This window comes from Citrobacter sp. MGH106, from assembly GCF_001037495.1.
In the GTDB taxonomy this organism is placed as follows: Bacteria; Pseudomonadota; Gammaproteobacteria; order Enterobacterales; family Enterobacteriaceae; genus Citrobacter; species Citrobacter murliniae.
Genome location: NZ_KQ089822.1, coordinates 3,098,964 through 3,121,822, shown reverse-complemented (window position 1 = coordinate 3,121,822; position 22,859 = coordinate 3,098,964). Strand labels below are relative to the sequence as shown.

The following is a 22,859-nucleotide window of genomic DNA, read 5'->3' as shown; positions in this document are numbered from 1 at the left end:
CCAAAGCTCGTTAATTTTGCTTGATTTCAACGGTAACGGTAGTGGCCGTTTTCCCGCTGGTAACTGTGTCACCAATGCGCATATATCCGGCCTCAAGCTGAAACTTAACGTCTTTGGTGGTATCTATATAGTGCAGTGACGATGGCTCACCATCGCCAAGAAATGTGCCGTCCGGATAAAAAGCCCCGGTGGAGTCAACATATTTCAGGTAGTGCGCTACGCCCTCGGCTTCGCCGCTGCTGGCTATTGCATTTGGGTAATTACTGACCGGCATTCCGCTAAACGTCAATGTGTACTGACCGTTTTGCCCACACTGGCTGATGGATGCATTAATCGTCTCGCGACCTTCAGGGACAGGCGCGCCTAAGCTCACTTCATTGACATCTTTCTTGCTGACGGAGGCAAGATCAATCACCGGCCCGCCCTCTAATATGATCTTGCAAGCTGATGCTACCAACCTGGCGTATACATCCAACCTGATAGAATCTACTTCTTCTTCAGCCCATGCTGGTGAATTACCTATCAGCATTAGGGGAATAATCGTCGCGAGAACAATTTTCCTGGTTTGTATCATCCTGGATATCTCCCTCAAACAGGCGTGTGAAAACACAATGTTGCGGATATATCCCCTCAAGGAGGGGATATATTGATTACACCCGTTTGTGCAAATTACTGACGATAATATACGTTCAGCGTTACCACAGATTTGGTGAGACCGGCTGGCGTATTTTCACCATCAACTTCAGCCGTTTTCAGATAACCTGATTCAATCGGGAAACTAAAGCCCGTACTTGATTGTGCTTTAGTGCGTTCATCGTTATCAAGGTATACCTGGTTTCTGGATGGGTTAGTCAAATATACGTGGTCTGATATATGAGTAGGACGCGCATCTCGCAGGTAATGCGCAACAACTGTATTTGATGGTGCTTCAGTGTTCACAATACCGTTATCATACCCTGGCGGGATGTCAGCAATGAAGTTTAATTCAACTTCGTAGCCTGCCGGGCAATCTTTAATCATGAAATAGTCAGCCTGGTTTGCCAGTTCGCTACCTATACCGGTCTCTTTCACCTGTGCAACGGTCACGGTACGCAGATCGATATTCGCATTACCGTTCTCACCAATGGTGCAACCTTTTTCGATGATTTCACCGTTAATGGTGATGGTGTCGCTTGCCATAACGTGGCCGGAAATCAGTGCGGCCATTACGGATGCTGCTAAAAGTACCTTTTTCATTTAAAACTCCATTTTTTCATGTCAAAAACATGGTACTAACGATGCAAAAAGATATTTATCTTTCTCGTAAATATATTGATGCAGATAATAAATAGTAAATCTGCAACGAAAAGATTGTAGCCATGGAGATTCATACAATAAAATTGTTTAACCAAATATATCGCACACAGCAATTAGGTAAAAAGAAATAATATTCACCGTGAAAAGGAATTTGGCTTTTTTCTGAGTTGATACCACAAGAAAACAAGGCTATGTAGATGATATGTTTATTAATCGATGTAATATGAACGCTTTTAAGAACATATCAGAAAGTTGTTTTTAAGAATATATTTAGATTCTGGCCCTGTAGGTCTTTGTTCTTGATAATGAGATTACAGGTAAAAGTAGGATAGCTTCGTACTTTTTGTCCTTCTTTTCTCTTCGGGCTAAGATCCGGAAAAACGATTCATTAAGCTATGTATTCTCTCGACTAATACGAAACAAGGCCATCGCATTTTATTACGATGGTCTTAATCAAGACATTCATTACGCGTAAAATTTCAATCTTTTCGCCAGTAAATCGACAAACCCCTAGCGATCAACATCGACCATCACCTTCGCGTTCGGTTTATTCCCCGTCAGGAAGTAGTAATCTACGACCGTCATGCCCTGCGTGTATTTCCCCTGCGTTTCCACGCCAACCCATCGTTCTACGGTGGTGAACAATTCGGGTTGGAGAAGCCAGGCGATGGTACACGGGTCATGCAATGGCGCGCCGATAAAGCCCCATTTTTCGTCTTTGTGGTATTCGAGGAAGAAATCCAGTAATTCGGCCACGATGGTGGAAATCGGGTTGCCGATAGCGCGGAAGCGCTCGGTGTCTTCATGATAAATCTGCGCTTTGTGCGTGACGTCCAGCCCGGCCATGACAATAGGGATCCCAGACTGGAAGACGATTTCTGCGGCTTCCGGGTCAACGTAGATGTTGAACTCGGCGGCAGGTGTCCAGTTACCGAGCGCCATTGCACCGCCCATGATCACAATTTGCGCGATTTTATCGTGCAGTTCCGGGTGGCTATTAAGCAACAGGGCGACGTTGGTTTGTGGTCCGGTTGATACAAGCGTCACCGGTTCGTGGCTTTCGCGCAGTGTTTTTGCCATCAGTTCGACGGCGTTACAGTTAAGCGGTGCGAATGAGGGTTCCGGCAGAGCCGGGCCGTCAAGACCGCTTTCGCCGTGAACGTTGTCGGCGATAATCAGTTCACGCATCAGCGGTTTTACCGCACCGCCCGCCACTGGGATATCAGGGCGTTTCAGCAGCGTCAGCATTCTTAGCACGTTACGCAGGGTTTTCTCCGGCGTCTGGTTACCGGCAGAGGAGGTAATGGCTTTCACTTCAAGTTCGGGAGAAGCGAGTGCAAGAACAATGGCGATCGCGTCGTCATGACCGGGATCGCAATCAAGAATGATCGGCAGTGCCATAGCAATTCCTTGTTCGCGTGATTTTGTAACAAGGTTAAAGCTGGCTAATGAAATGAACGAGAATAGAAATGCTAAAGCGTGATGTAACGCGCACTCTACCGAGTGCGCGCAGGAAGAATTAATGCAGAATTTTAGCGAGGAAGTCTTTGGCGCGGTCTGATTTCGGGTTGGCGAAGAAGGCCTCTTTTTCCGAGTCTTCAACAATTTTCCCTTCATCCATAAAGATAACCCGGTTAGCCACTTTACGCGCGAAGCCCATTTCATGAGTCACCACCATCATGGTCATGCCTTCATTGGCCAGTTCAACCATAACGTCCAGTACTTCGTTGATCATTTCAGGATCAAGTGCCGATGTGGGTTCGTCAAACAGCATGGCGATAGGGTCCATACACAGCGCGCGGGCGATAGCAACACGCTGCTGCTGACCACCGGAGAGCTGCGCCGGAAACTTATTGGCATGGGCTGATAACCCTACGCGTTCGAGCAACTTTTGCGCTTTTTCTCGAGCGGGCGCTTTATCGCGTTTGAGCACTTTTACCTGGGCCAGAGTCAGGTTCTCAATGATCGACAGATGGGGGAACAGTTCAAAGTGCTGGAACACCATGCCGACGCGGGAACGTAGTTTTGCCAGATCGGTTTTTTTATCATTCACAACGGTACCATCAACGGTGATGATACCCTGCTGCACAGGCTCCAGCCCGTTTACCGTTTTAATTAGTGTTGATTTACCGGAACCTGACGGGCCGCAGACCACCACCACTTCACCTTTTTTCACTTCTGTGGAGCAGTCGGTCAGCACCTGAAAGTGACCATACCATTTAGAAACATTTTTCAGGGTAATCATTAAACTGTCCTTTTCTTCAAATAGCTGACCAACAACGATGCGCTCAGACTGAATACAAAATAGACGGCGCCAGCAAACAGGATCATCTCAACCTGAGTGCCGTCACGCTCGCCAATGGTGGAGGCGGTGCGGAAGAAGTCTGCCAGACTCAATACGTAGACCAGGGAGGTGTCCTGGAACAGAACGATGCCCTGGGTAAGCAGCAGCGGAACCATGGCGCGAAATGCCTGTGGCAATATGATGAGCTTCATCGATTGCCAGTGGGTCATCCCCAGTGCCAGCGCAGCGCTGGATTGCCCGCGGGAAATACTCTGGATCCCTGCGCGGATAATCTCCGAGTAGTAGGCGGCTTCAAACATCGAAAACGCGACCATTGCTGAGATCAGACGAATATCGGTTTTCGGTGACAGACCCAGCACGTTTTGCAGGAAGCCAGGCACGATCAGATAGAACCACAGCAGCACCATCACCAGCGGAATGGAACGGAATACGTTAACGTATATTTTCGCAAACCAGGCAATTGGCGCGAAGCTGGACAGACGCATGACCGCCAGGATGGTTCCCCAGACGATACCGATGATGACCGCCGTAACGGTAATTTTCAGCGTGATGAGCAGCCCATCCAACAGATACGGCAGGGAAGGGACAATCGAGCTCCAGTCAAAATCGTACATTATTTGCCTCCTATGTTGCCAGGCAGGCGGATTTTACGTTCGACAAGATTCATCACCAGCATAATAAAGGCGTTAATCAGTACATAGGCCAGGGTAATGGCCGTAAACGATTCCCATGCGTGGGCTGAGTAATCCAGCAGTTTTCCTGCCTGTGCCGCCATATCGACCAGACCGATGGTCGAGGCGATGGCTGAGTTTTTCACCAGGTTCATCATCTCTGAAGTCATCGGCGGAACGATCACGCGGTAGGCGTTAGGCAGCAGAACATAGCGGTATGCCTGTGGCAGAGTCAGACCCATTGCCAGCGCTGCATTTTTCTGCCCGCGAGGCAGAGACTGAATCGCAGCGCGAACCTGTTCGCAGACGCGAGCGGCAGTAAACAGCCCCAGACAGATCATCGATGAAAGGAAGAACTGAATATTGGGATCCAGTTCAGCCTTGAACCACATGCCGAGATTCTCCGGCAGCAATTCAGGGACCACCAGATACCAGGTGAAGAATTGTACAATCAGCGGAACGTTGCGAAACAGTTCAACATACAGCGTGCCGAGCCCGGCAAGGAAGCGGTTGGGAACAGTACGTAAAATACCGAACAGAGAACCCACCAGGAAAGCGATAATCCAGGCAGTGATAGATAACGCGACCGTAACCTGGAAACCACTCCAGAGCCAGCCGAGATAGGTGGTGTTGCCGAACGGGGCTTGTTGTAAAAAAATGCCCCAGTTCCAGTCTATAGACATAAATCTACTCCAGAAAAAAAAGGGTAGCAGCGCTACCCTCGAAGATTGTTATCCAGCGTTTTTCGGTTTTCGAGCCTGATGGGGAACGACCATCAGGCTTATAGTCTGTCCGTGCTGAAAAACAATCGAGAGGGCAAGGTAAACTCGCCCCATTTATTTTAGTTAGTTAAGTGCTTTGTCATTCGGTTCTTTAAACAGGGCTTTCATCTCGTTTGACAGCTCGAAATTCATGTTCAGGTTTTTCGGTGGAATTGGGTTTTTAAACCACTTATCAAACCATTTTTCTGCTTCACCGGAGGTCTGAGCCTGAGCGATGGTGTCATCCATCAGCTTCTTGAATGCGACGTCGTCTTTACGCAGCATACAGCCGTAAGCTTCCTGAGATTGCGGCTTACCGACGATCTCCCAGTTGTCCGGTTTCTTCGCTTTCGCGCGCTCGCCAGCCAGCAGTGCGTCATCCATCATAAAGGCAACGGCGCGACCGCTTTCCAGGGTACGGAAAGAGTCACCGTGGTCTTTCGCGCTGATGATGCGCATATCCATTTTTTGTTCTTCGTTCAGCTTGTGCAGCAGCACTTCAGAGGTAGTACCGGAAGTGACGACCACGGCTTTGCCTTTCAGATCCGGGAAGTCTTTAATATCGCCGCCTTTTTTCGCCAGCAGACGCGTGCCTACAACGAAAATGGTGTCAGAGAAAGCAGCTTGCTTCTGGCGTTCAACGTTGTTGGTGGTGGAGCCACATTCAAAGTCGAAGGTCCCGTTTTGCAGCAGGGGAATACGGTTTTGCGAGGTAATCGGAATCAGTTTTACCTGCAGGTCAGGCTTGTTCAGCTTTTTCTTCACGGCTTCAACGATCGCGTTGGAGTAATCCTGTGAATAACCGACCACTTTTTGCTGATTATCGTAGTAAGAAAACGGAACCGATGATTCACGGTGCCCGACGACGATCACGCCATTTTTTGCGATCTTGTCCAGCGTGCTGCCTGCTGCGGGCGCTGCGTCTTCTGCATGCGCCAGACCGGCGGACATTCCCATAACCAGCATGGCAGTGGCGAGCTTACGTAATTGCATATCCAACTCCTTTATCGTCTGCGCCAGGGACGCATTGATACCCATTGTGATGTTGTTATTGTTTGCAACTTAAATGTGCAGTCTTGTGTGTGTTTGTTAACATTTAGTTTGGATGAATGTAAAGAATTTGCTGTGTTATTGTTTATTTTTGCGAAGTGCGCCGCACCGTTTAGGGGCAAAAATATCTTGTTGCACTTTTTAGGTGCTACCAGTGATCCGCTTTGGTGCGACCAGGTTGCACATTCATCCAAATTGCTATTGTGTTATTTAATAAAGCAATTGACGTGCCAGAATGGGAAGTTCGGTGGGTTTCGATGCAAGATAGTATTTAGCTTATCCGGCCTACAGTGAGGTTGTAAGCCGGATAAAATGTTTTCGCGCCGTCATCCGACGGTACAGCCGCTTTACTTACGACGTTGACGCAGACTCATCAACACTGCGCCAAAACCAAGCAGTGCGGTGATAAGCCACAGCGGCCAGTTGCCGGTACGGGCATAAGGTGTGAGACCCGTTGTCGGCGTGACGCTGGTGGTCAGTACCTGGCGGGTAAACTGCGGGATCATGGCCTGCACGTCACCCTGCGGACCAATCACCGCGGTAATCCCGTTATTGGTGCTACGCAACAGCGGACGCGCCAGCTCCAGGGAACGCATACGTGCCATCTGGAAGTGCTGCCACGGGCCGATGGATTTACCAAACCAGGCATCATTGGAGATGGTCAGCAAGTAGTCCGTATCCGGACGGAAGTTATCGCGTACCTGTTCGCCAAGGATAATTTCGTAGCAGATTGCCGCAGTCAGTTTAAAACCGTGTGCGTGCAGCTGTGGCTGGATATACGGGCCACGGCTAAACGAGGACATTGGCAGGTCAAAGAACGGCGCTAACGGGCGCAGAATCGATTCCAGCGGAACAAATTCACCAAACGGTACCAGATGGTTCTTGTTGTAGCGATTTGTGGAGTCGTAGCTGTACGGACTGTCTTTACCCAGCGTGATGATGGTGTTGTAGGTATCGTAACGATTCTGTTTGTTGAGGCGAGCGTCAACAATCCCGGTGATTAAGGTACTGTTTTTGGATTTTAACAGGTCATCCATCATGCTGAGGAAACGCTGCTGATTGATTTCCAGATCCGGGATGGCGGACTCCGGCCAGATAATCAGCTGTGATTTACCCATCTCGGGCTGGGTAGCGTCGAGATAAATCTTCAGCGTGTTGAGAAGTTGGCCCTCATCCCACTTCAGTGACTGCGGAATGTCGCCCTGTACCATGGAAACCTGGGTGGTTTTTTCCGGTTCGAGGGTATACCACTGAATGTAGCGTAGCGGGAAGGGCAGGGCGAAAAGCACGACGGCCGCCACCAGCGGACGCCAGTTACGCGTGACTAACGCCAGTACCAGCAGACCGCTGACCATCATCAGCAGGAAGTTAATCGCCTCAACGCCCATTACCGGTGCCAGCCCTTTCAATGGGCCATCAATCTGACTGTAGCCAAACTGCAGCCACGGGAAGCCGGTCAGCACCCAACCGCGCAGAAATTCGGTTATCTGCCAGACAACCGGTGCGGCGATTGCCACCCGTAGCCAGGTGGTTTTCGGCCACAATCGCGACAAAATACCGGCAAACAGACCGGTGTAGAGCGAGAGGTACGCGGCAAGCAGTACCACGAGGAAAACGTTAACCGGTCCCGGCATACCGCCAAATTGCGCGATGCTGACGTAGACCCAGTTGATGCCGGAGCCAAAAAGCCCCATTCCCCAGAAATAGCCAATAGCGGCAGACTGGAGTGGGCGGCGGTTGAGGGTGAGAGCCTGCAGGCCCATCAGCGAAACAATCGCTGCAGGCCAGATGTCATACGGAGAGAAAGCCAGCGTCCCGCAGGCACCGAATAATAACGCCAGCAGCAGGCGAATGCGCTGGCGTTCAATTAATGGGGCAAATGCCATGTAGTCTTTGATCCAGTATCGGGTTTATTCGTCCAGTTTGGGCTGGGGTGAGTCGTCCGGAATTCTGACATGAACCTGAATAATACGACGGCTGTCGGCCATTGCTACTTTGAACTGGTAACCATCGATGTCGATAGTCTCACCGCGAGCGGGCAGATGACCAAAGGCCTGCATGACCAGCCCGCCAATGGTATCCACTTCTTCGTCGCTAAAGTGGGTGCCAAAGGCTTCGTTGAAGTCTTCAATTGGCGCGAGCGCTCGGATAGTCCATGTATGGCGACTGAGCTGACGGAAATCAATATCGTCTTCTTCGTCGTACTCATCTTCGATTTCACCGACGATCAGTTCAAGGATGTCTTCAATAGTCACCAGACCAGACACTCCGCCGAATTCGTCGATGACGATAGCCATATGGTAACGCTGAGAACGGAACTCTTTCAGCATGCGGTCAACACGCTTGCTCTCAGGTACGACAACTGCCTGGCGTAACACTTTTTCCATGCTGAAGGCTTCGGAATCGCTGCGCATGAACGGCAGCAAGTCTTTGGCCATCAGAATCCCTTCAATGTGATCTTTGTCTTCGCTGATCACCGGGAAACGCGAGTGAGCAGACTCGATAATAACATCGAGGCATTCATCCAGGGTCTGGTTGCGTTTGAGGGTAATCATCTGGGAGCGGGGGATCATGATGTCGCGAACGCGTTGGTCCGCAATGTCCATCACCCCTTCGAGCATATCGCGCGTATCTTCATCGATAAGGTCGTTCTGCCCGGAATCACGGATCAGCTCCAACAGTTCGTCGCGGTTTTTAGGTTCACCGTGGAAAAGTTGGCTCAGTAACAGGGAAAAAAATCCCTTTTTGCTGTTTAAGGTGTCACTACTGTGTGAATTGTCGTCGCTCATGGCGTCGTATGGGTTCTCATGTTAGTTAATATTAAGCACGTCGAGCAAATACTCTGCGTCAGACGGCAACAACAACCGCCGGGCGTTAGCCCGGCAGCTTATTCTTTCTCGGCAATGTACGGATCCTCATAGCCCAGAGCAAGCATAATCTCTGTTTCAAGGGATTCCATCTCTTCCGCTTCGTCGTCTTCGATATGGTCGTAACCCAGCAAATGCAGGCTACCATGCACCACCATATGCGCCCAGTGGGCTTCCAGCGGTTTGCCTTGCTCCTGCGCTTCTTTTTCAACTACCTGGCGGCAGATGATCAGGTCACCCAGCAGCGGCAGCTCAATCCCCGGAGGCGCTTCAAACGGGAAGGAAAGCACGTTGGTAGACTTGTCCTTTCCGCGATAGGTCAGGTTCAGTTCGTGACTTTCGGCGTCATCAACCAGGCGAATAGTCACTTCTGATTCTTCCTGGAACTGCGGGATCACTGCATCCAGCCATGCCTGAAACTGACTCTCTTGCGGTAAGCCGGATTCATTTTCACATGCCAGCTGTAAATCGAGGATAACCTGACTCATTTTTGTTCCTGTTCCTGAGCTTCGCGTTTACGTTCCGCAGCCAGCTCGGCTTTTCGTTTTTGTTCTGCTTCTTCCCAGGCCTCATACGCCGTCACGATACGGGCAACTACCGGGTGGCGCACCACGTCTTCGCTATGGAAGAAATTAAAACTAATCTCGTCGACTTCAGCCAGCACTTCGATGGCATGACGCAGGCCGGATTTGGTGCTGCGCGGTAGGTCAATCTGGGTAATGTCGCCAGTGATAACGGCTTTGGAGTTAAAGCCGATACGAGTCAGGAACATTTTCATTTGTTCGATGGTGGTGTTCTGACTCTCATCAAGAATGATGAACGCATCGTTCAGCGTACGACCGCGCATATAAGCCAGTGGTGCGACCTCAATGACGTTACGCTCAATCAGCTTCTCTACTTTCTCGAAACCGAGCATTTCGAACAGAGCGTCATACAGCGGGCGTAAATACGGGTCGACTTTCTGGCTCAGATCGCCTGGCAGGAAACCCAGTTTTTCACCGGCTTCAACCGCCGGACGGGTCAGCAGAATACGGCGGATTTCCTGACGCTCAAGCGCATCTACCGCCGCGGCAACGGCAAGGTAAGTTTTACCCGTCCCTGCAGGGCCAACGCCGAAGGTGATGTCGTGGTCAAGAATGTTGGCGATATACTGCGCCTGATTCGGCGTACGCGGTTTAATCACCCCGCGTTTGGTTTTGATGTTCACCGCTTTGCCAAACTCAGGCACGCTGTCTGCGCTCTGTTCAAGAACACGCGCTTCTTTGATCGCCAGGTGAATTTGTTCTGGCTCGATGTCCTGCGTCTGGCCGCGCATCGGGGCGGTATCAACGTAGAGACTGCGTAAAATATCTGCCGCAGCGGTGACGCAAATCGGACGACCGGTCAGTTTAAAGTGGTTATCGCGGCGGTTAATTTCGATGCCGAGGCGACGTTCCAGCTGTTTGATGTTGTCATCAAACGGACCGCAAAGACTCAACAAACGGGCGTTGTCTGCGGGTTCAAGGGTGATTTCTCGAGTGTCTATGTTCAAACCGTTCCTCTTATGCATGTATCGCCGGACGTTGAACATTCACCGGCATGTAAGGAAATTATTCACGCCACAGAGAAAAGGCGCAAGCATTGCGATAAATATGGGGATTGGGTAAGGAATTGCAAGGCCGCCTGTCATACTTCAGGCTGCAGATGCGTTGGCTTCGCTTGTTCACCCAGTCACATAGTTATCTATGCTCCTGGGGATTCACGCTCTTGCCGCCTTTCTGCAGCTCGAATTATTTAGGGGGAGGTGATGCCTTAAGATTAAGGCTGATAAATACCTACGCCGAGATCGTTTTCTTTGCGGGTGCGTGCAATGACTGACTCAGGACTTTCTGCGATGCGCAGGCCCATTTCGTCTTCAGTGCGTACCACTTTACCGCGCAGAGAGTTGGTCCAGACGTCGGTAATTTCAACGTCTACGAACTTACCAATCATTTCCGGGGTGCCTTCAAAGTTCACCACACGGTTATTTTCGGTACGTCCAGACAGTTCCATAATGCTTTTACGCGACGTGCCTTCAACCAGAATACGCTGAGTCGTGCCGAGCATACGGCGACTCCAGGCCATCGCCTGCTGGTTGATGCGTTCCTGCAGAATATACAGGCGCTGTTTTTTCTCTTCTTCCGGAACGTCGTCAACCATATCGGCTGCTGGTGTGCCAGGACGCGCAGAGAAGATAAAGCTGTAGCTCATGTCGAAATTGACGTCAGCAATCAGCTTCATGGTCTGCTCGAAATCTTGCGTGGTTTCACCAGGGAAGCCAACAATGAAGTCAGAGCTAATCTGGATGTCCGGGCGCGCGGCGCGCAGTTTACGGATGATCGCTTTATATTCCAGCGCGGTATGGGTACGGCCCATCAGGTTCAGGACGCGATCCGAACCACTCTGTACCGGCAGGTGCAGGAAGCTCACCAACTCCGGGGTGTCACGATAGACTTCAACGATATCATCGGTGAACTCGATCGGATGGCTGGTGGTAAAGCGAATGCGATCGATCCCGTCGATAGCGGCAACCAGACGCAGCAGGTCGGCAAACGAACCAATTGTGCCGTCGTAGTTCTCACCACGCCAGGCGTTGACGTTTTGCCCCAGCAGGTTCACTTCACGTACGCCCTGAGCTGCAAGCTGGGCGATTTCGAACAGAATGTCATCCGCCGGGCGGCTGACTTCTTCACCACGGGTGTACGGCACCACGCAGTAAGTACAATATTTATTACAGCCTTCCATGATGGATACAAACGCGCTTGGACCTTCAGCACGCGGTTCAGGCAGGCGGTCGAATTTTTCGATTTCCGGGAAGCTGATATCCACCACCGGGCTACGGGTGTTGCTACCGCGCACTTTATTGATCATTTCCGGCAGGCGGTGAAGCGTTTGTGGCCCAAAAATAATATCGACATAGTGTGCACGTTGACGAATGTGATCACCTTCCTGAGAGGCAACACAGCCACCGACACCAATAATAAGATCGGGATTTTTCTCTTTTAAGAGTTTCCAGCGACCTAACTGGTGGAAAACTTTTTCCTGAGCCTTCTCGCGGATTGAGCAGGTATTCAACAGCAACACATCCGCTTCTTCCGCCACGTCGGTCAGTTGATATCCGTGAGTGGCATCCAGCAGATCGGCCATCTTCGATGAATCGTATTCGTTCATCTGACAGCCCCAGGTTTTAATATGGAGTTTTTTGGTCATCGACTTGCTCTTGCGAAATTGTGGCTGAAATGCAGGGCGCATAGTGTACTGCTTTGGCGCGGTTGTGACCAGTATGACCGATGTCAGCCTCAAGGGGTAAAAAATCCTGTAAACTTACACAATACATGTAACAGGATGATTGACCATGACAAATCAACCAACGGAAATTGCCATTGTCGGCGGGGGGATGGTCGGCGGCGCGCTGGCGCTTGGACTGGCGCAGCATGGATTCTCGGTAACGGTTATTGAACATGCCGTTCCTGCGCCGTTCGTGGCTGACGGACAACCTGATGTGCGTATTTCGGCGATTAGCTCGGCATCTGTGTCGCTGTTGAAAGGGCTGGGCGTCTGGGATGCGGTACAGGGTATGCGCAGTCATCCTTATCGTCGCCTGGAAACCTGGGAGTGGGAAAACGCTCATGTGGTGTTTGATGCCGCTGAGCTTAAACTGCCATTGCTGGGCTATATGGTGGAAAACAACGTCCTGCAACAGACGCTCTGGCAGGCGCTGGAAGCCCATCCAAAGGTGACTTTGCGCGTGCCGGCATCACTGATCTCTCTGCATCGCCATAATGACCGGCATGAGCTTGAGCTGGCAGGCGGTGAAAAGATCACTGTGAAGCTGGTGATCGGTGCCGATGGAGCGAATTCTCAGGTACGCCAAATGGCCGGAATTGGCATTCATGCCTGGCAGTATGCGCAATCCTGTATGTTGATAACCGTTAAATGCGAGAACTCACCAGGAGACAGCACCTGGCAGCAGTTTACCCCTGACGGTCCTCGCGCGTTTTTACCGCTGTTCGATAACTGGGCTTCGCTGGTGTGGTATGACTCTCCGGCAAGGATCCGCCAGTTGCAGAGTCTCAGCATGCCGCAGCTACAGGCCGAGATCACCAAACACTTTCCTGCACGGCTCGGACACGTTACACCAGTCGCAGCGGGCGCGTTTCCGCTTACTCGTCGCCATGCGTTGCAATATGTGCAGCCAGGTCTGGCGCTGGTGGGTGATGCCGCGCATACCATTCATCCGCTGGCGGGGCAGGGGGTTAATCTGGGATACCGCGACGTTGATGCCCTGATTGATGTGCTGGTTAATGCCCGTAGCTATGGTGAATCCTGGGCCAGTCAACAGGTGCTGAAACGCTACCAAAACCGTCGTATGACCGATAACTTCATTATGCAGAGTGGGATGGATCTGTTCTACGCCGGGTTTAGCAATAATCTGCAGCCGCTGCGTATTATGCGTAACCTCGGGTTAATGGCGGCAGAACGAGCCGGTGTGTTGAAGCGTCAGGCGCTGAAGTATGCGTTAGGGTTGTAGTGCGTATGCGGGCCTACGCAATTCGCCGTAGGCCCGATAAGCCTTTTGCCATACGATATTGAGAGCGCAGAAAAGCAAAAAGCTCGCCGAAGCGAGCTTTTTTAATATGGCTGGGGTACGAGGATTCGAACCTCGGAATGCTGGTATCAGAAACCAGAGCCTTACCGCTTGGCGATACCCCAACGGGTGCACCCACAAAGTGGACGACTTTTTGAAATTGGCTGGGGTACGAGGATTCGAACCTCGGAATGCTGGTATCAGAAACCAGAGCCTTACCGCTTGGCGATACCCCAACAATTTTTTGGATTTACCGAATTAAATCGATACGTCCTTAATATGGTGGCTACGACGGGATTCGAACCTGTGACCCCATCATTATGAGTGATGTGCTCTAACCAGCTGAGCTACGTAGCCATATATTATCATATTCTTCGATGGCTGGGGTACCTGGATTCGAACCAGGGAATGCCGGTATCAAAAACCGGTGCCTTACCGCTTGGCGATACCCCAATGACCGTCGCGGTGAACCGCTATATCGAAGAAAAAATGGCTGGGGTACCTGGATTCGAACCAGGGAATGCCGGTATCAAAAACCGGTGCCTTACCGCTTGGCGATACCCCATCCGTGCAACGCTTACGGGTGAATGGTGCGGGAGGCGAGACTTGAACTCGCACACCTTGCGGCGCCAGAACCTAAATCTGGTGCGTCTACCAATTTCGCCACTCCCGCAAAAAAGATGGTGGCTACGACGGGATTCGAACCTGTGACCCCATCATTATGAGTGATGTGCTCTAACCAGCTGAGCTACGTAGCCATCTTTTTTTCGCGTTACCTTATCGGCGTTGCGGGGCGCATTATGCGTATTGAGCTTTGAAGCGTCAACCCCTTTTTCATGGAAAATAGCTGGAATGTGACTGTTTGGTTAGGTTGCGAACAGCATGACGCAATATTCGGCAATTATTAGTTATTAATTGTTTTTCCGCACGTTAAATCGACATAAAAAAAGAGCCCCGCAGGGCTCTTTTCTGATGATTTGCTTACTTATAAGCTGACTGATGCACGCCAACTGCACGGCCTGATGGATCGTTCATGGTTTTGAACGCTTCATCCCATTCAATTGCTTTTGCTGAAGAACAGGCGACAGACGGACCGCCAGGAACGCATTCAGCAGCGCTTGCTACCGGGAACAGTTCTTCGAAAATCTCACGGTACAAGTACGCCTCTTTCGATGATGGCGTGTTATACGGGAAGCGGAAGCTGGCGGTTTCCAGTTGCTGGTCGGAAACTTGCTCTGCTGCCACTTCTTTCAGCGTGTCAATCCAGCTGTAACCGACGCCGTCAGAGAACTGCTCTTTCTGACGCCACGCCACGCTGGCTGGCAGGTAAGATTCAAAGCATTCGCGCAGGACATGTTTTTCCATTTTCCCGTTGCCACACATTTTATCCTGCGGGTTGATGCGCATCGCCACATCGAGGAATTTTTTATCCAGGAAGGGAACGCGGGCTTCGACACCCCAGGCAGACATCGCTTTGTTGGCACGAGCACAGTCAAACATATGCAGCGCTTGTAGTTTACGCACGGTTTCTTCATGCAGCTCTTTCGCGTCTGGCGCTTTATGGAAGTAGAGATAGCCGCCAAAGACTTCGTCTGAACCTTCACCCGACAGCACCATTTTAATGCCCATCGCTTTAATTTTACGAGACATCAGGTACATCGGTGTTGAGGCGCGAATTGTTGTTACATCGTAGGTTTCGATGTGATAGATGACGTCGCGGATCGCATCCAAACCTTCCTGCACGGTGAAGTGGATCTCGTGATGCACGGTGCCTAAGTGGTTCGCCACTTCTTGCGCGGCTTTCAAGTCTGGTGCGCCTTCCAGACCCACAGCGAAGGAGTGCAACTGAGGCCACCAGGCTTCGCTGCGTTCCTGATCTTCAACACGACGCGCCGCGTATTTTTTGGTGATGGCAGAAATAACGGAGGAGTCCAGTCCGCCGGACAGCAGTACACCGTAAGGGACATCTGACATCAGATGGCTTTTGACGGCGTCTTCCAGCGCCTGACGCAGTTCGTTTTTATCCGTCACATTGTCTTTTACCGCATCGTATTCAAACCAGTCGCGCTGGTAGTATTGACGAATTTCGCCATCTTTGCTCCACAGATAGCTACCGGCCGGGAATTCTTTAATCGTGCGGCACACCGGAACCAGCGCTTTCATTTCTGAGGCGACATAGAAGTTACCGTGTTCGTCATAGCCCATATACAACGGGATGATCCCGAGATGATCGCGGCCAATCAGGTAGGCGTCTTGTTCGCTGTCGTACAGCGCAAAGGCAAACATACCCTGCAGGGAGTCGAGGAATTCTGGCCCTTTTTCCTGATACAGCGCGAGGATAACTTCACAGTCAGAACCGGTCTGGAACTGGTAGCGGTCGCCGTATTCAGCGCGTAACGCCTGGTGGTTATAGATTTCACCGTTCACCGCCAGAATATGTGTTTTTTTCATGTTGTACAGCGGCTGAGCACCTGCGTTGACGTCGACAATCGACAAACGCTCATGTGCCAGAATGGCGTTATCACTGGCGTAAATACCCGACCAGTCCGGGCCACGATGACGCATCAGACGGGACAATTCCAGGGCTTTTTTACGCAGCTCAACTGCGTCTGTTTTAATATCGAATACGCCAAAAATAGAACACATAACCTTCTCCGTTAACCTGTTGCGTGATGCTTTTTGTGTTTGCTTGATTAAGAAAATGCCGCAAAGGCGGTGGAGGCGCAAGCAGTTTGGCGTACTGAAAGTAAAAAACTCAATGATGATTATTGAATGGTGAAAAAAGATTACGTAATAAGCGTATTTATTGATGAATTATCAGTAAATCGGCAGTTTTATTGAATGGAGTGATTTTGTGTGCCGGATGGCGCGTTTACGCTGATCTCCGGCACAGAAGTGCTTAGATAACATCTATCTCGGCAACGGAAGGGTAGATCCAGCTTGGTCGGAACGGCATGCTGTCGATATCGTCAAGCGTGGATACGCCAGACAACACCAGGATGGTTTCAAGGCCAGCCTGGAAGCCTGCCAGAATATCTGTACGCAGGTTGTCACCGACAATAACGGTCTCTTCGGAGTGCGCCTGCATTTTGTTGAGTGCCGCGCGAATAATCCATGGGCTGGGTTTACCGACATAAAATGGTTTACGCCCGGAGATCTTTTCGATACCGGCGCAGAGCGCACCACAGGCGGGATAAAAACCGCGGCCATGGGTATCCGGGTTGGTCGCGATAAAGCGCGCGCCATTGGCAACAAAATATGCCGCTTTATGCATCATGTCCCAGTTGTAGGAGCGCGTCTCGCCGACAATCACGAAGTCGGGGTTAACATCGGTAATGGTAAAGCCGGCTTTATACAGTTCGTGGATCAGCGCGCCTTCACCCACGACGTAGGCTTTTTTCCCTTCCTGGCGACGCAGAAAATCGGCAGTGGCCATGGCGGAAGTATAAAAGACGCTATCGGGGACATTCACACCCGCCGTGGCGAAGCGGTTCGCCAGATCCTGCCCGGTCTGAGAAGGGTAGTTAGTCAGCAGGACTAACGGCAAACCTTTTTCTAGGATGCCGGTCAGAAACTCTGCCGCACCCGGTACGGCAACATTGTCGTGCATCAGCACGCCGTCGATATCACAAATTACATTCTTGATGGTCATGAACTACCCAGGGAATTTGTCAGGAGTCTGATAGTAACCCAATATTCTATGAGAGCATTAATTTTCCAGCAAACGTTGCAGCAACGAACCGTTGAGCATAGCGCGTTTCACCAGCGCAAATGCGCCAATGGCTGAGCGGTGGTCTAGCGTGGAGCGAACCACGGGCAGATTGTGGCGAAACGCCTTCAACGCCTGGGTATTAATGCAGCTTTCTATTGCCGGAAGCAGCACTTTATCTGCCTCAGTAATCTCACCGGCAATGACGATTTTTTGCGGGTTAAACAGGTTAATGGCGATAGCGATGGTTTTACCCAGATGGCGACCAACGTGCTCAATGACTTCCGACGCCAGGTTATCGCCTTTATTCGCAGCCTTACAGATGGTTTTAATGTTGCAATCATCCAGCGTCAGTCGACTCGGATAGCCTTGTTTGAGTAAGTTTTGTACGCGATGCTCAATGGATGCGTTAGCTGCAATAGTTTCCAGACAGCCAAAATTCCCGCAGTGGCAGCGTTCACCCAGCGGCTCAACCTGAATATGACCAATTTCACCGACGTTGCCGTTGCGACCAATGAAAATTCGGCCATTTGAGATGATCCCAGCCCCGGTCCCGCGATGGACGCGCACCAGAATGGAGTCTTCGCAATCCTGACTTGCCCCAAAATAGTGCTCGGCAAGTGCCAGACTGCGGATGTCGTGGCCGACAAAGCAGGTTACCTGAAAACGTTTCTCCAGCGCTTCGACCAACCCCCAGTTTTCAACCTGAATATGCGGCATGTAGCGGATAACGCCGCTTTCGGGATCAACCAGCCCTGGCAGAATGACAGAGATAGCAATCAGTTCACGGATTTTCCGCTGGCAGCTATCAATAAAGGTGGAAATCGTATTGAGCAGCGCATACTCCAGCGTTTCCTGTGTGCGCTCGGGAAGAGGATAATGCTCTTCTGCGACCACTTTGCTGCTCATATCATAGAGTGTGAGCGTGGTGTCGTGGCGGCCCAGGCGTACGCCGATAGCGTGGAAATTGCGGGTTTCGGTGACGATAGAAATAGCGCGGCGGCCTCCAGTGGAGGCCTGCTGATCAACCTCTTTGATCAGCCCGCGTTCAATCAGTTGACGCGTAATTTTTGTTACGCTGGCGGGGGCAAGTTGGCTCTGCTCGGCAATCTGAATTCGCGAGATTGGCCCATGCTGGTCAATCAGGCGATAAACTGCCGCGCTGTTAAGCTGTTTTACGAGATCAACATTACCTATTTGAGCTTGTCCGCCTGGTGTCATTCTTTCTCTTACTCAGTAACGACCTCGTTGCCATTAACGATGGTCTTGATAATTTTAAAGTCGTGCGTGAACGCGGTCAGGTTGGCTACTTTGCCTGGCGCGATGCTGCCGAGTTGTTTGTCGACGCCGATTGCGCGAGCAGGGTAGAGAGTCGCCATGCGCAGGACTTCATCCAGTGCAATACCGCAATGTTCAACCAGATTACGTACGCCTTCGATCATGGTTAATGAAGAGCCGCTCAGCGTGCCGTTCTCATCCACACACAGTCCATTGCGGTAGTATATTGTTTTACCAGCGAAAATGAACTGTTCAATATTTGCACCTGCCGGGGCGGTTGCGTCGGTCACCAGGCACAGTTTGTCACCTTTCAGGCGCTTGGCGTTACGAATATTAACGTAGTCAACATGCAGACCGTCGGCGATGATACCGCAATAAATATCGGCCTCATCAAGTATTGCGCCTGCCAGACCTGGTTCGCGGCCAGTAATATAAGGCATCGCGTTGAACAGGTGCGTTGCAAAGGTGATACCCGCACGGAATCCAATTTTGGCTTCTTTTACCGTTGCGTTAGAGTGGCCTGCTGAAACGACAATACCTGCATTTACCAGCTTTGTTATCACTTCGGTTGGGACCATTTCTGGTGCCAGCGTCACTTTGGTGATGACGTCCGCATTATCGCACAGGAAATCGACCAGCGCAGCGTCAGGCTGACGGACAAAACCCGGATTATGGGTACCTTTTTTCACCAGGTTCAGCCACGGACCTTCAAGGTGAAGTCCTAATGCCTGGTTGGGGTGTTTCGCCAGGTATTCGCGCATTACGCGAACGCCTTGTTTCATCAGGTCATCGCTGGTGGTAATTAGCGTGGGCAGGTAGTTAGTGCAGCCTGATTTTTCATTGGCTTTCTGCATGATTTCCAGCGTCTCAACGGTGACGGCTTCTGCCGTATCGTTAAACTGTACGCCGCCGCAGCCGTTTAACTGCACATCAATAAAACCGGGGGAAATAATGGCCCCATTCAGTGAGCGTTGTTCAATCCCGGACGGTAATTCCGCCAGTGGGCAGACGCTGGCTATCAGGCCATCAGCGACAACAATCGCATGGTCATCAAGAATTTCGTGACCGGTAAAAATCCGGCCCTGGGTTAAAGCATACATTCCGACCCCCGATTTCAAAAAATGCCGCCCTGCAACTTTTTCGGCAGGGCGGAGATACCATTACAGACCTTTAATATTTTCCGCTTCTAACTCGTTGAAGTATTTCAGCGTTTTCACTTTCAGTTCCATTGTTGAAGGCTCATCGCAGACAACGACGGCTTTCGGATGCAACTGCAGGCAACTGATGGTCCACATATGGTTGACGTTACCTTCAACGGCTGCTTGCAGCGCCTGTGCTTTTTGATGGCCCAGCACCAGGATCATCACTTCTTCAGCATCCAACAGGGTGCCAACACCTACGGTCAGCGCATATTTAGGCACCTGGCTTACGTCGCCATCAAAGAAGCGTGAGTTAGCTACGCGAGTGTCATGAGTCAGCGTTTTGATACGTGTGCGGGAAGCCAAAGAAGAGGCAGGTTCGTTGAACGCGATATGTCCGTCGTTGCCTACGCCACCCATAAACAGATGGATTTTACCGTAAGAACGGATTTTTTCTTCATACTGACGGCATTCTGCATCAATATCCGGCGCGTTACCATTGAGGAGGTTAATATTTTCTGCTGGAATATCAACATGATCAAAGAAGTTACGGTGCATGAAGCTGTGGTAGCTTTCCGGATGCTCTTTCGGCAAACCTACATATTCGTCCATGTTGAAAGTGACAACATGTTTGAAGCTCACCTGGCCCGCTTTGTGCATTTCGACTAATGCTTTATAGGCTGTCAGCGGTGTACCACCAGTTGGCAGGCCCAGAACAAACGGACGATCTGCCGTTGGTTTAAACGCGTTAATACGGTTAACGATATGGCGAGCAGCCCATTTGCCGACTTGTTCAGCGGTATTCAGGGGGATCAGTCTCATTCTTCACCTCAAAAGTAAATGTAAGCAATTGGCGGATTGAGTCGCTGTGCTGTATTAAGCGTAACCTGGTTTTGCATCGGTAAGGATCAATCCGTTTCGATTTTTTGAATGATAAAATAAGTTTTCGTAGTTAGCCAGTGAAAGGGAGGGTTTATAACGATATTTGGTGACTGGAATCACAAAAAACATGCTTTTAATTTGCGATACGAATTAATTTTTCACACACTCTGAATGTAGATGAATGGTTAATATCGTTGTTCCAGAAAATCTTGTTGTTGGTAATGGTCGCACAATAAAAATATGGCTTCAAAGGAGCCTAATCGGGGTCTCGTAGGGGGAATAAAATGAATATTTTAGGTTTTTTCCAGCGGCTGGGTAGGGCGTTACAGCTCCCCATCGCTGTGCTGCCTGTCGCGGCACTGTTGCTGCGATTTGGCCAACCAGATTTGCTTAACGTACCCTTCATCGCGCAAGCGGGTGGGGCCATCTTTGATAACCTCGCGTTAATATTTGCCATCGGTGTGGCATCCAGCTGGTCTAAAGACAGCGCAGGTGCTGCAGCGTTGGCAGGTGCGGTCGGTTATTTCATATTGACCAAAGCAATGGTTACCATCAACCCGGCGATCAACATGGGCGTGCTGGCAGGTATTATTACCGGTCTGGTCGGTGGTGCGGTGTATAACCGCTGGTCTGGTATCAAACTGCCTGACTTCCTGAGCTTCTTCGGCGGTAAACGCTTTGTGCCAATCGCCACCGGTTTCTTTTGCCTGGTGCTGGCTGCTATCTTCGGCTACGTGTGGCCGCCGGTGCAGAACGCTATCCATGCAGGTGGTGAGTGGATCGTGGGCGCTGGCGCGCTGGGTTCCGGTATCTTTGGTTTCATCAACCGTCTGCTGATCCCAACCGGTCTGCATCAGGTTCTGAACACCATTGCCTGGTTCCAGATTGGTGAATTCACCAATGCGGCAGGCGCAGTATTCCACGGTGACATCAACCGCTTCTATGCGGGCGACGGCACTGCGGGTATGTTCATGTCAGGCTTCTTCCCGATCATGATGTTTGGTCTGCCGGGTGCGGCGCTGGCGATGTACTTTGCAGCACCGAAAGCACGTCGTCCGATGGTTGGCGGTATGCTGCTGTCTGTGGCGATCACTGCGTTCCTGACCGGTGTTACCGAGCCGCTGGAATTCCTGTTCATGTTCCTGGCACCATTGCTGTACCTCCTGCACGCACTGTTAACGGGTATCAGCCTGTTCGTCGCAACGCTGCTGGGGATCCACGCGGGCTTCTCCTTCTCCGCAGGTGCTATCGACTACGTGTTGATGTACAACTTGCCGGCAGCAAGCCAGAACGTCTGGATGCTGGTAGCGATGGGGCTGGTGTTCTTCGTCATCTACTTTGTGTTGTTCAGCGCGGTTATTCGCATGTTTAACCTGAAAACGCCGGGCCGCGAAGATAAAGAAGACGAAATTGTTACTGACGAAGCAAACAGCAATACCGAAGAAGGTTTAGCGCAACTGGCCACCAACTACATTGCTGCGGTTGGCGGTACGGATAACCTGAAAGCGATTGACGCCTGTATCACTCGTCTGCGTCTGACCGTTGTCGACTCTGGTCGCGTCAACGATGCGATGTGTAAACGTTTAGGCGCATCCGGTGTGGTGAAACTGAACAAGCAAACTATCCAGGTCATCGTGGGTGCGAAAGCAGAATCCATCGGCGACGAGATGAAGAAAGTTGTGGCCCGTGGTCCGGTTGCAGCAGCGTCTGGTGAAAGTGCACCAGCAGCAGCGGCTCCGGTTGTCAAACCGCAGGCGGTCGCGAATGCGGTAACTGTCGAAGCACTGGTTTCTCCGATTACCGGTGATGTGGTTGCCCTGGAGCAAGTTCCTGATGAAGCTTTCGCCAGCAAAGCGGTAGGTGACGGCGTGGCAGTGAAACCGACGGATAAAATCGTTGTTTCCCCGGCAGCAGGCACCATCGTGAAGATCTTTAACACCAACCATGCGTTCTGTCTGGAAACAGAAAAAGGCGCGGAAATCGTTGTCCATATGGGTATCGATACCGTTGCGCTGGAAGGCAAGGGCTTTAAACGTCTGGTTGAAGACGGTGCGGAAGTTACTGCAGGTCAACCTATTCTGGAAATGGATCTGGAGTATCTGAACGCCAATGCACGTTCAATGATTAGCCCGGTTGTTTGCAGCAACAGCGATGATTTCGGTGGTCTGGTGATCAAAGCCGAAGGTCATGTGGTTGCAGGTCAAACGCCACTGTACGAAATTAAAAGTAAATAATCGCTGTAGCCGGATAAGGCGCAAAGCGCCGCGATCCGACAACTAACACGCGATATTTAAG

General features: G+C 51.0%; 19 protein-coding genes and 7 tRNA genes. 2 read left to right on the top strand and 24 right to left on the bottom strand.

What is annotated here, in order from left to right:
* Window positions 1–10 precede the first annotated feature (10 nt).
* The 12 genes from SK36_RS14675 to miaB form a co-directional block, all read right to left on the bottom strand.
* A complete protein-coding gene (locus tag SK36_RS14675) occupies window positions 11–529 on the bottom strand; it encodes a fimbrial protein (RefSeq protein WP_048221859.1) in 519 nt (172 codons plus the stop codon).
* Window positions 530–669: 140 nt separating this feature from the next.
* Entirely contained in the window at window positions 670–1,236 is a 567-nt protein-coding gene (locus SK36_RS14670; RefSeq protein ID WP_045441047.1) for a fimbrial protein, read from the bottom strand.
* 570 nt (window positions 1,237–1,806) lie between these two features.
* A complete protein-coding gene (gene rihA / locus SK36_RS14665) occupies window positions 1,807–2,697 on the bottom strand; it encodes a pyrimidine-specific ribonucleoside hydrolase RihA (protein ID WP_048221858.1) in 891 nt (296 codons plus the stop codon).
* Window positions 2,698–2,815: 118 nt separating this feature from the next.
* Window positions 2,816–3,541, bottom strand: a complete 726-nt coding sequence (gene gltL, locus SK36_RS14660; RefSeq protein ID WP_045441049.1) for a glutamate/aspartate ABC transporter ATP-binding protein GltL — start codon at window positions 3,539–3,541, stop codon at window positions 2,816–2,818.
* Entirely contained in the window at window positions 3,541–4,215 is a 675-nt protein-coding gene (gene gltK / locus SK36_RS14655) for a glutamate/aspartate ABC transporter permease GltK (RefSeq protein ID WP_045441050.1), read from the bottom strand. Before gltK ends, gltL begins: the two co-directional genes overlap by 1 nt.
* Window positions 4,215–4,955 (bottom strand): glutamate/aspartate ABC transporter permease GltJ, encoded by a 741-nt coding sequence (gene gltJ, locus SK36_RS14650; protein WP_045441051.1) that lies wholly within the window; start codon window positions 4,953–4,955, stop codon window positions 4,215–4,217. The genes gltK and gltJ overlap by 1 nt, the downstream gene beginning before the upstream one ends.
* A 162-nt stretch (window positions 4,956–5,117) precedes the next feature.
* A complete protein-coding gene (gene gltI / locus SK36_RS14645; RefSeq protein WP_045441052.1) occupies window positions 5,118–6,026 on the bottom strand; it encodes a glutamate/aspartate ABC transporter substrate-binding protein GltI in 909 nt (302 codons plus the stop codon).
* 404 nt (window positions 6,027–6,430) lie between these two features.
* A complete protein-coding gene (lnt, locus tag SK36_RS14640) occupies window positions 6,431–7,969 on the bottom strand; it encodes an apolipoprotein N-acyltransferase (RefSeq protein ID WP_048221857.1) in 1,539 nt (512 codons plus the stop codon).
* 24 nt (window positions 7,970–7,993) lie between these two features.
* Complete coding sequence (corC, locus tag SK36_RS14635) at window positions 7,994–8,872, bottom strand: CNNM family magnesium/cobalt transport protein CorC (protein ID WP_045441054.1); 879 nt, start codon at window positions 8,870–8,872, stop codon at window positions 7,994–7,996.
* Between the two features lie 98 nt (window positions 8,873–8,970).
* Window positions 8,971–9,438, bottom strand: a complete 468-nt coding sequence (gene ybeY / locus SK36_RS14630; RefSeq protein WP_045441055.1) for an rRNA maturation RNase YbeY — start codon at window positions 9,436–9,438, stop codon at window positions 8,971–8,973.
* Window positions 9,435–10,481 (bottom strand): PhoH family protein, encoded by a 1,047-nt coding sequence (locus tag SK36_RS14625; protein WP_019076268.1) that lies wholly within the window; start codon window positions 10,479–10,481, stop codon window positions 9,435–9,437. Before SK36_RS14625 ends, ybeY begins: the two co-directional genes overlap by 4 nt.
* 266 nt (window positions 10,482–10,747) lie before the next feature.
* On the bottom strand, window positions 10,748–12,178 hold the full coding sequence (miaB, locus tag SK36_RS14620; protein WP_045449497.1) for a tRNA (N6-isopentenyl adenosine(37)-C2)-methylthiotransferase MiaB: 1,431 nt from the start codon (window positions 12,176–12,178) through the stop codon (window positions 10,748–10,750).
* 145 nt (window positions 12,179–12,323) lie between these two features.
* Between miaB and ubiF the strand changes: the two genes are divergently transcribed.
* Entirely contained in the window at window positions 12,324–13,499 is a 1,176-nt protein-coding gene (gene ubiF / locus SK36_RS14615) for a 3-demethoxyubiquinol 3-hydroxylase (RefSeq protein ID WP_048221856.1), read from the top strand.
* Between the two features lie 107 nt (window positions 13,500–13,606).
* On the opposite strand, the gene SK36_RS14610 is transcribed toward ubiF, so the two are convergent.
* From SK36_RS14610 to nagB, 12 genes are all read right to left on the bottom strand, one after another.
* Window positions 13,607–13,681 (bottom strand) — tRNA-Gln (locus SK36_RS14610).
* Between the two features lie 36 nt (window positions 13,682–13,717).
* Window positions 13,718–13,792, bottom strand: a tRNA-Gln gene (locus SK36_RS14605).
* A gap of 44 nt (window positions 13,793–13,836) precedes the next feature.
* Window positions 13,837–13,913 (bottom strand) — tRNA-Met (locus tag SK36_RS14600).
* Between the two features lie 21 nt (window positions 13,914–13,934).
* A tRNA-Gln gene (locus SK36_RS14595) sits at window positions 13,935–14,009 on the bottom strand.
* Between the two features lie 37 nt (window positions 14,010–14,046).
* A tRNA-Gln gene (locus SK36_RS14590) sits at window positions 14,047–14,121 on the bottom strand.
* 23 nt (window positions 14,122–14,144) lie between these two features.
* Window positions 14,145–14,229 (bottom strand) — tRNA-Leu (locus SK36_RS14585).
* 8 nt (window positions 14,230–14,237) lie between these two features.
* Window positions 14,238–14,314: transfer RNA gene (locus tag SK36_RS14580), tRNA-Met, on the bottom strand.
* A 223-nt stretch (window positions 14,315–14,537) separates the two neighbouring features.
* Window positions 14,538–16,202: an asparagine synthase B gene (gene asnB, locus SK36_RS14575; RefSeq protein WP_045441057.1), complete on the bottom strand. Its 1,665-nt coding sequence runs from the start codon at window positions 16,200–16,202 to the stop codon at window positions 14,538–14,540.
* A gap of 253 nt (window positions 16,203–16,455) precedes the next feature.
* The gene (gene nagD, locus SK36_RS14570) at window positions 16,456–17,208 is read right to left on the bottom strand and encodes a ribonucleotide monophosphatase NagD (protein WP_038638796.1); all 753 of its coding nucleotides are present in this window, start codon (window positions 17,206–17,208) and stop codon (window positions 16,456–16,458) included.
* 57 nt (window positions 17,209–17,265) lie between these two features.
* Window positions 17,266–18,486, bottom strand: a complete 1,221-nt coding sequence (gene nagC / locus SK36_RS14565; RefSeq protein WP_048221855.1) for a DNA-binding transcriptional regulator NagC — start codon at window positions 18,484–18,486, stop codon at window positions 17,266–17,268.
* Window positions 18,487–18,494: 8 nt separating this feature from the next.
* The gene (nagA, locus tag SK36_RS14560) at window positions 18,495–19,643 is read right to left on the bottom strand and encodes an N-acetylglucosamine-6-phosphate deacetylase (RefSeq protein ID WP_048221854.1); all 1,149 of its coding nucleotides are present in this window, start codon (window positions 19,641–19,643) and stop codon (window positions 18,495–18,497) included.
* A 60-nt stretch (window positions 19,644–19,703) separates the two neighbouring features.
* Window positions 19,704–20,504: a glucosamine-6-phosphate deaminase gene (gene nagB, locus SK36_RS14555; protein WP_003022803.1), complete on the bottom strand. Its 801-nt coding sequence runs from the start codon at window positions 20,502–20,504 to the stop codon at window positions 19,704–19,706.
* 344 nt (window positions 20,505–20,848) lie between these two features.
* Between nagB and nagE the strand changes: the two genes are divergently transcribed.
* Window positions 20,849–22,798, top strand: coding sequence for a PTS N-acetyl glucosamine transporter subunit IIABC (gene nagE / locus SK36_RS14550; protein WP_048221853.1), 1,950 nt, complete (start codon window positions 20,849–20,851; stop codon window positions 22,796–22,798).
* Window positions 22,799–22,859 lie beyond the last annotated feature (61 nt).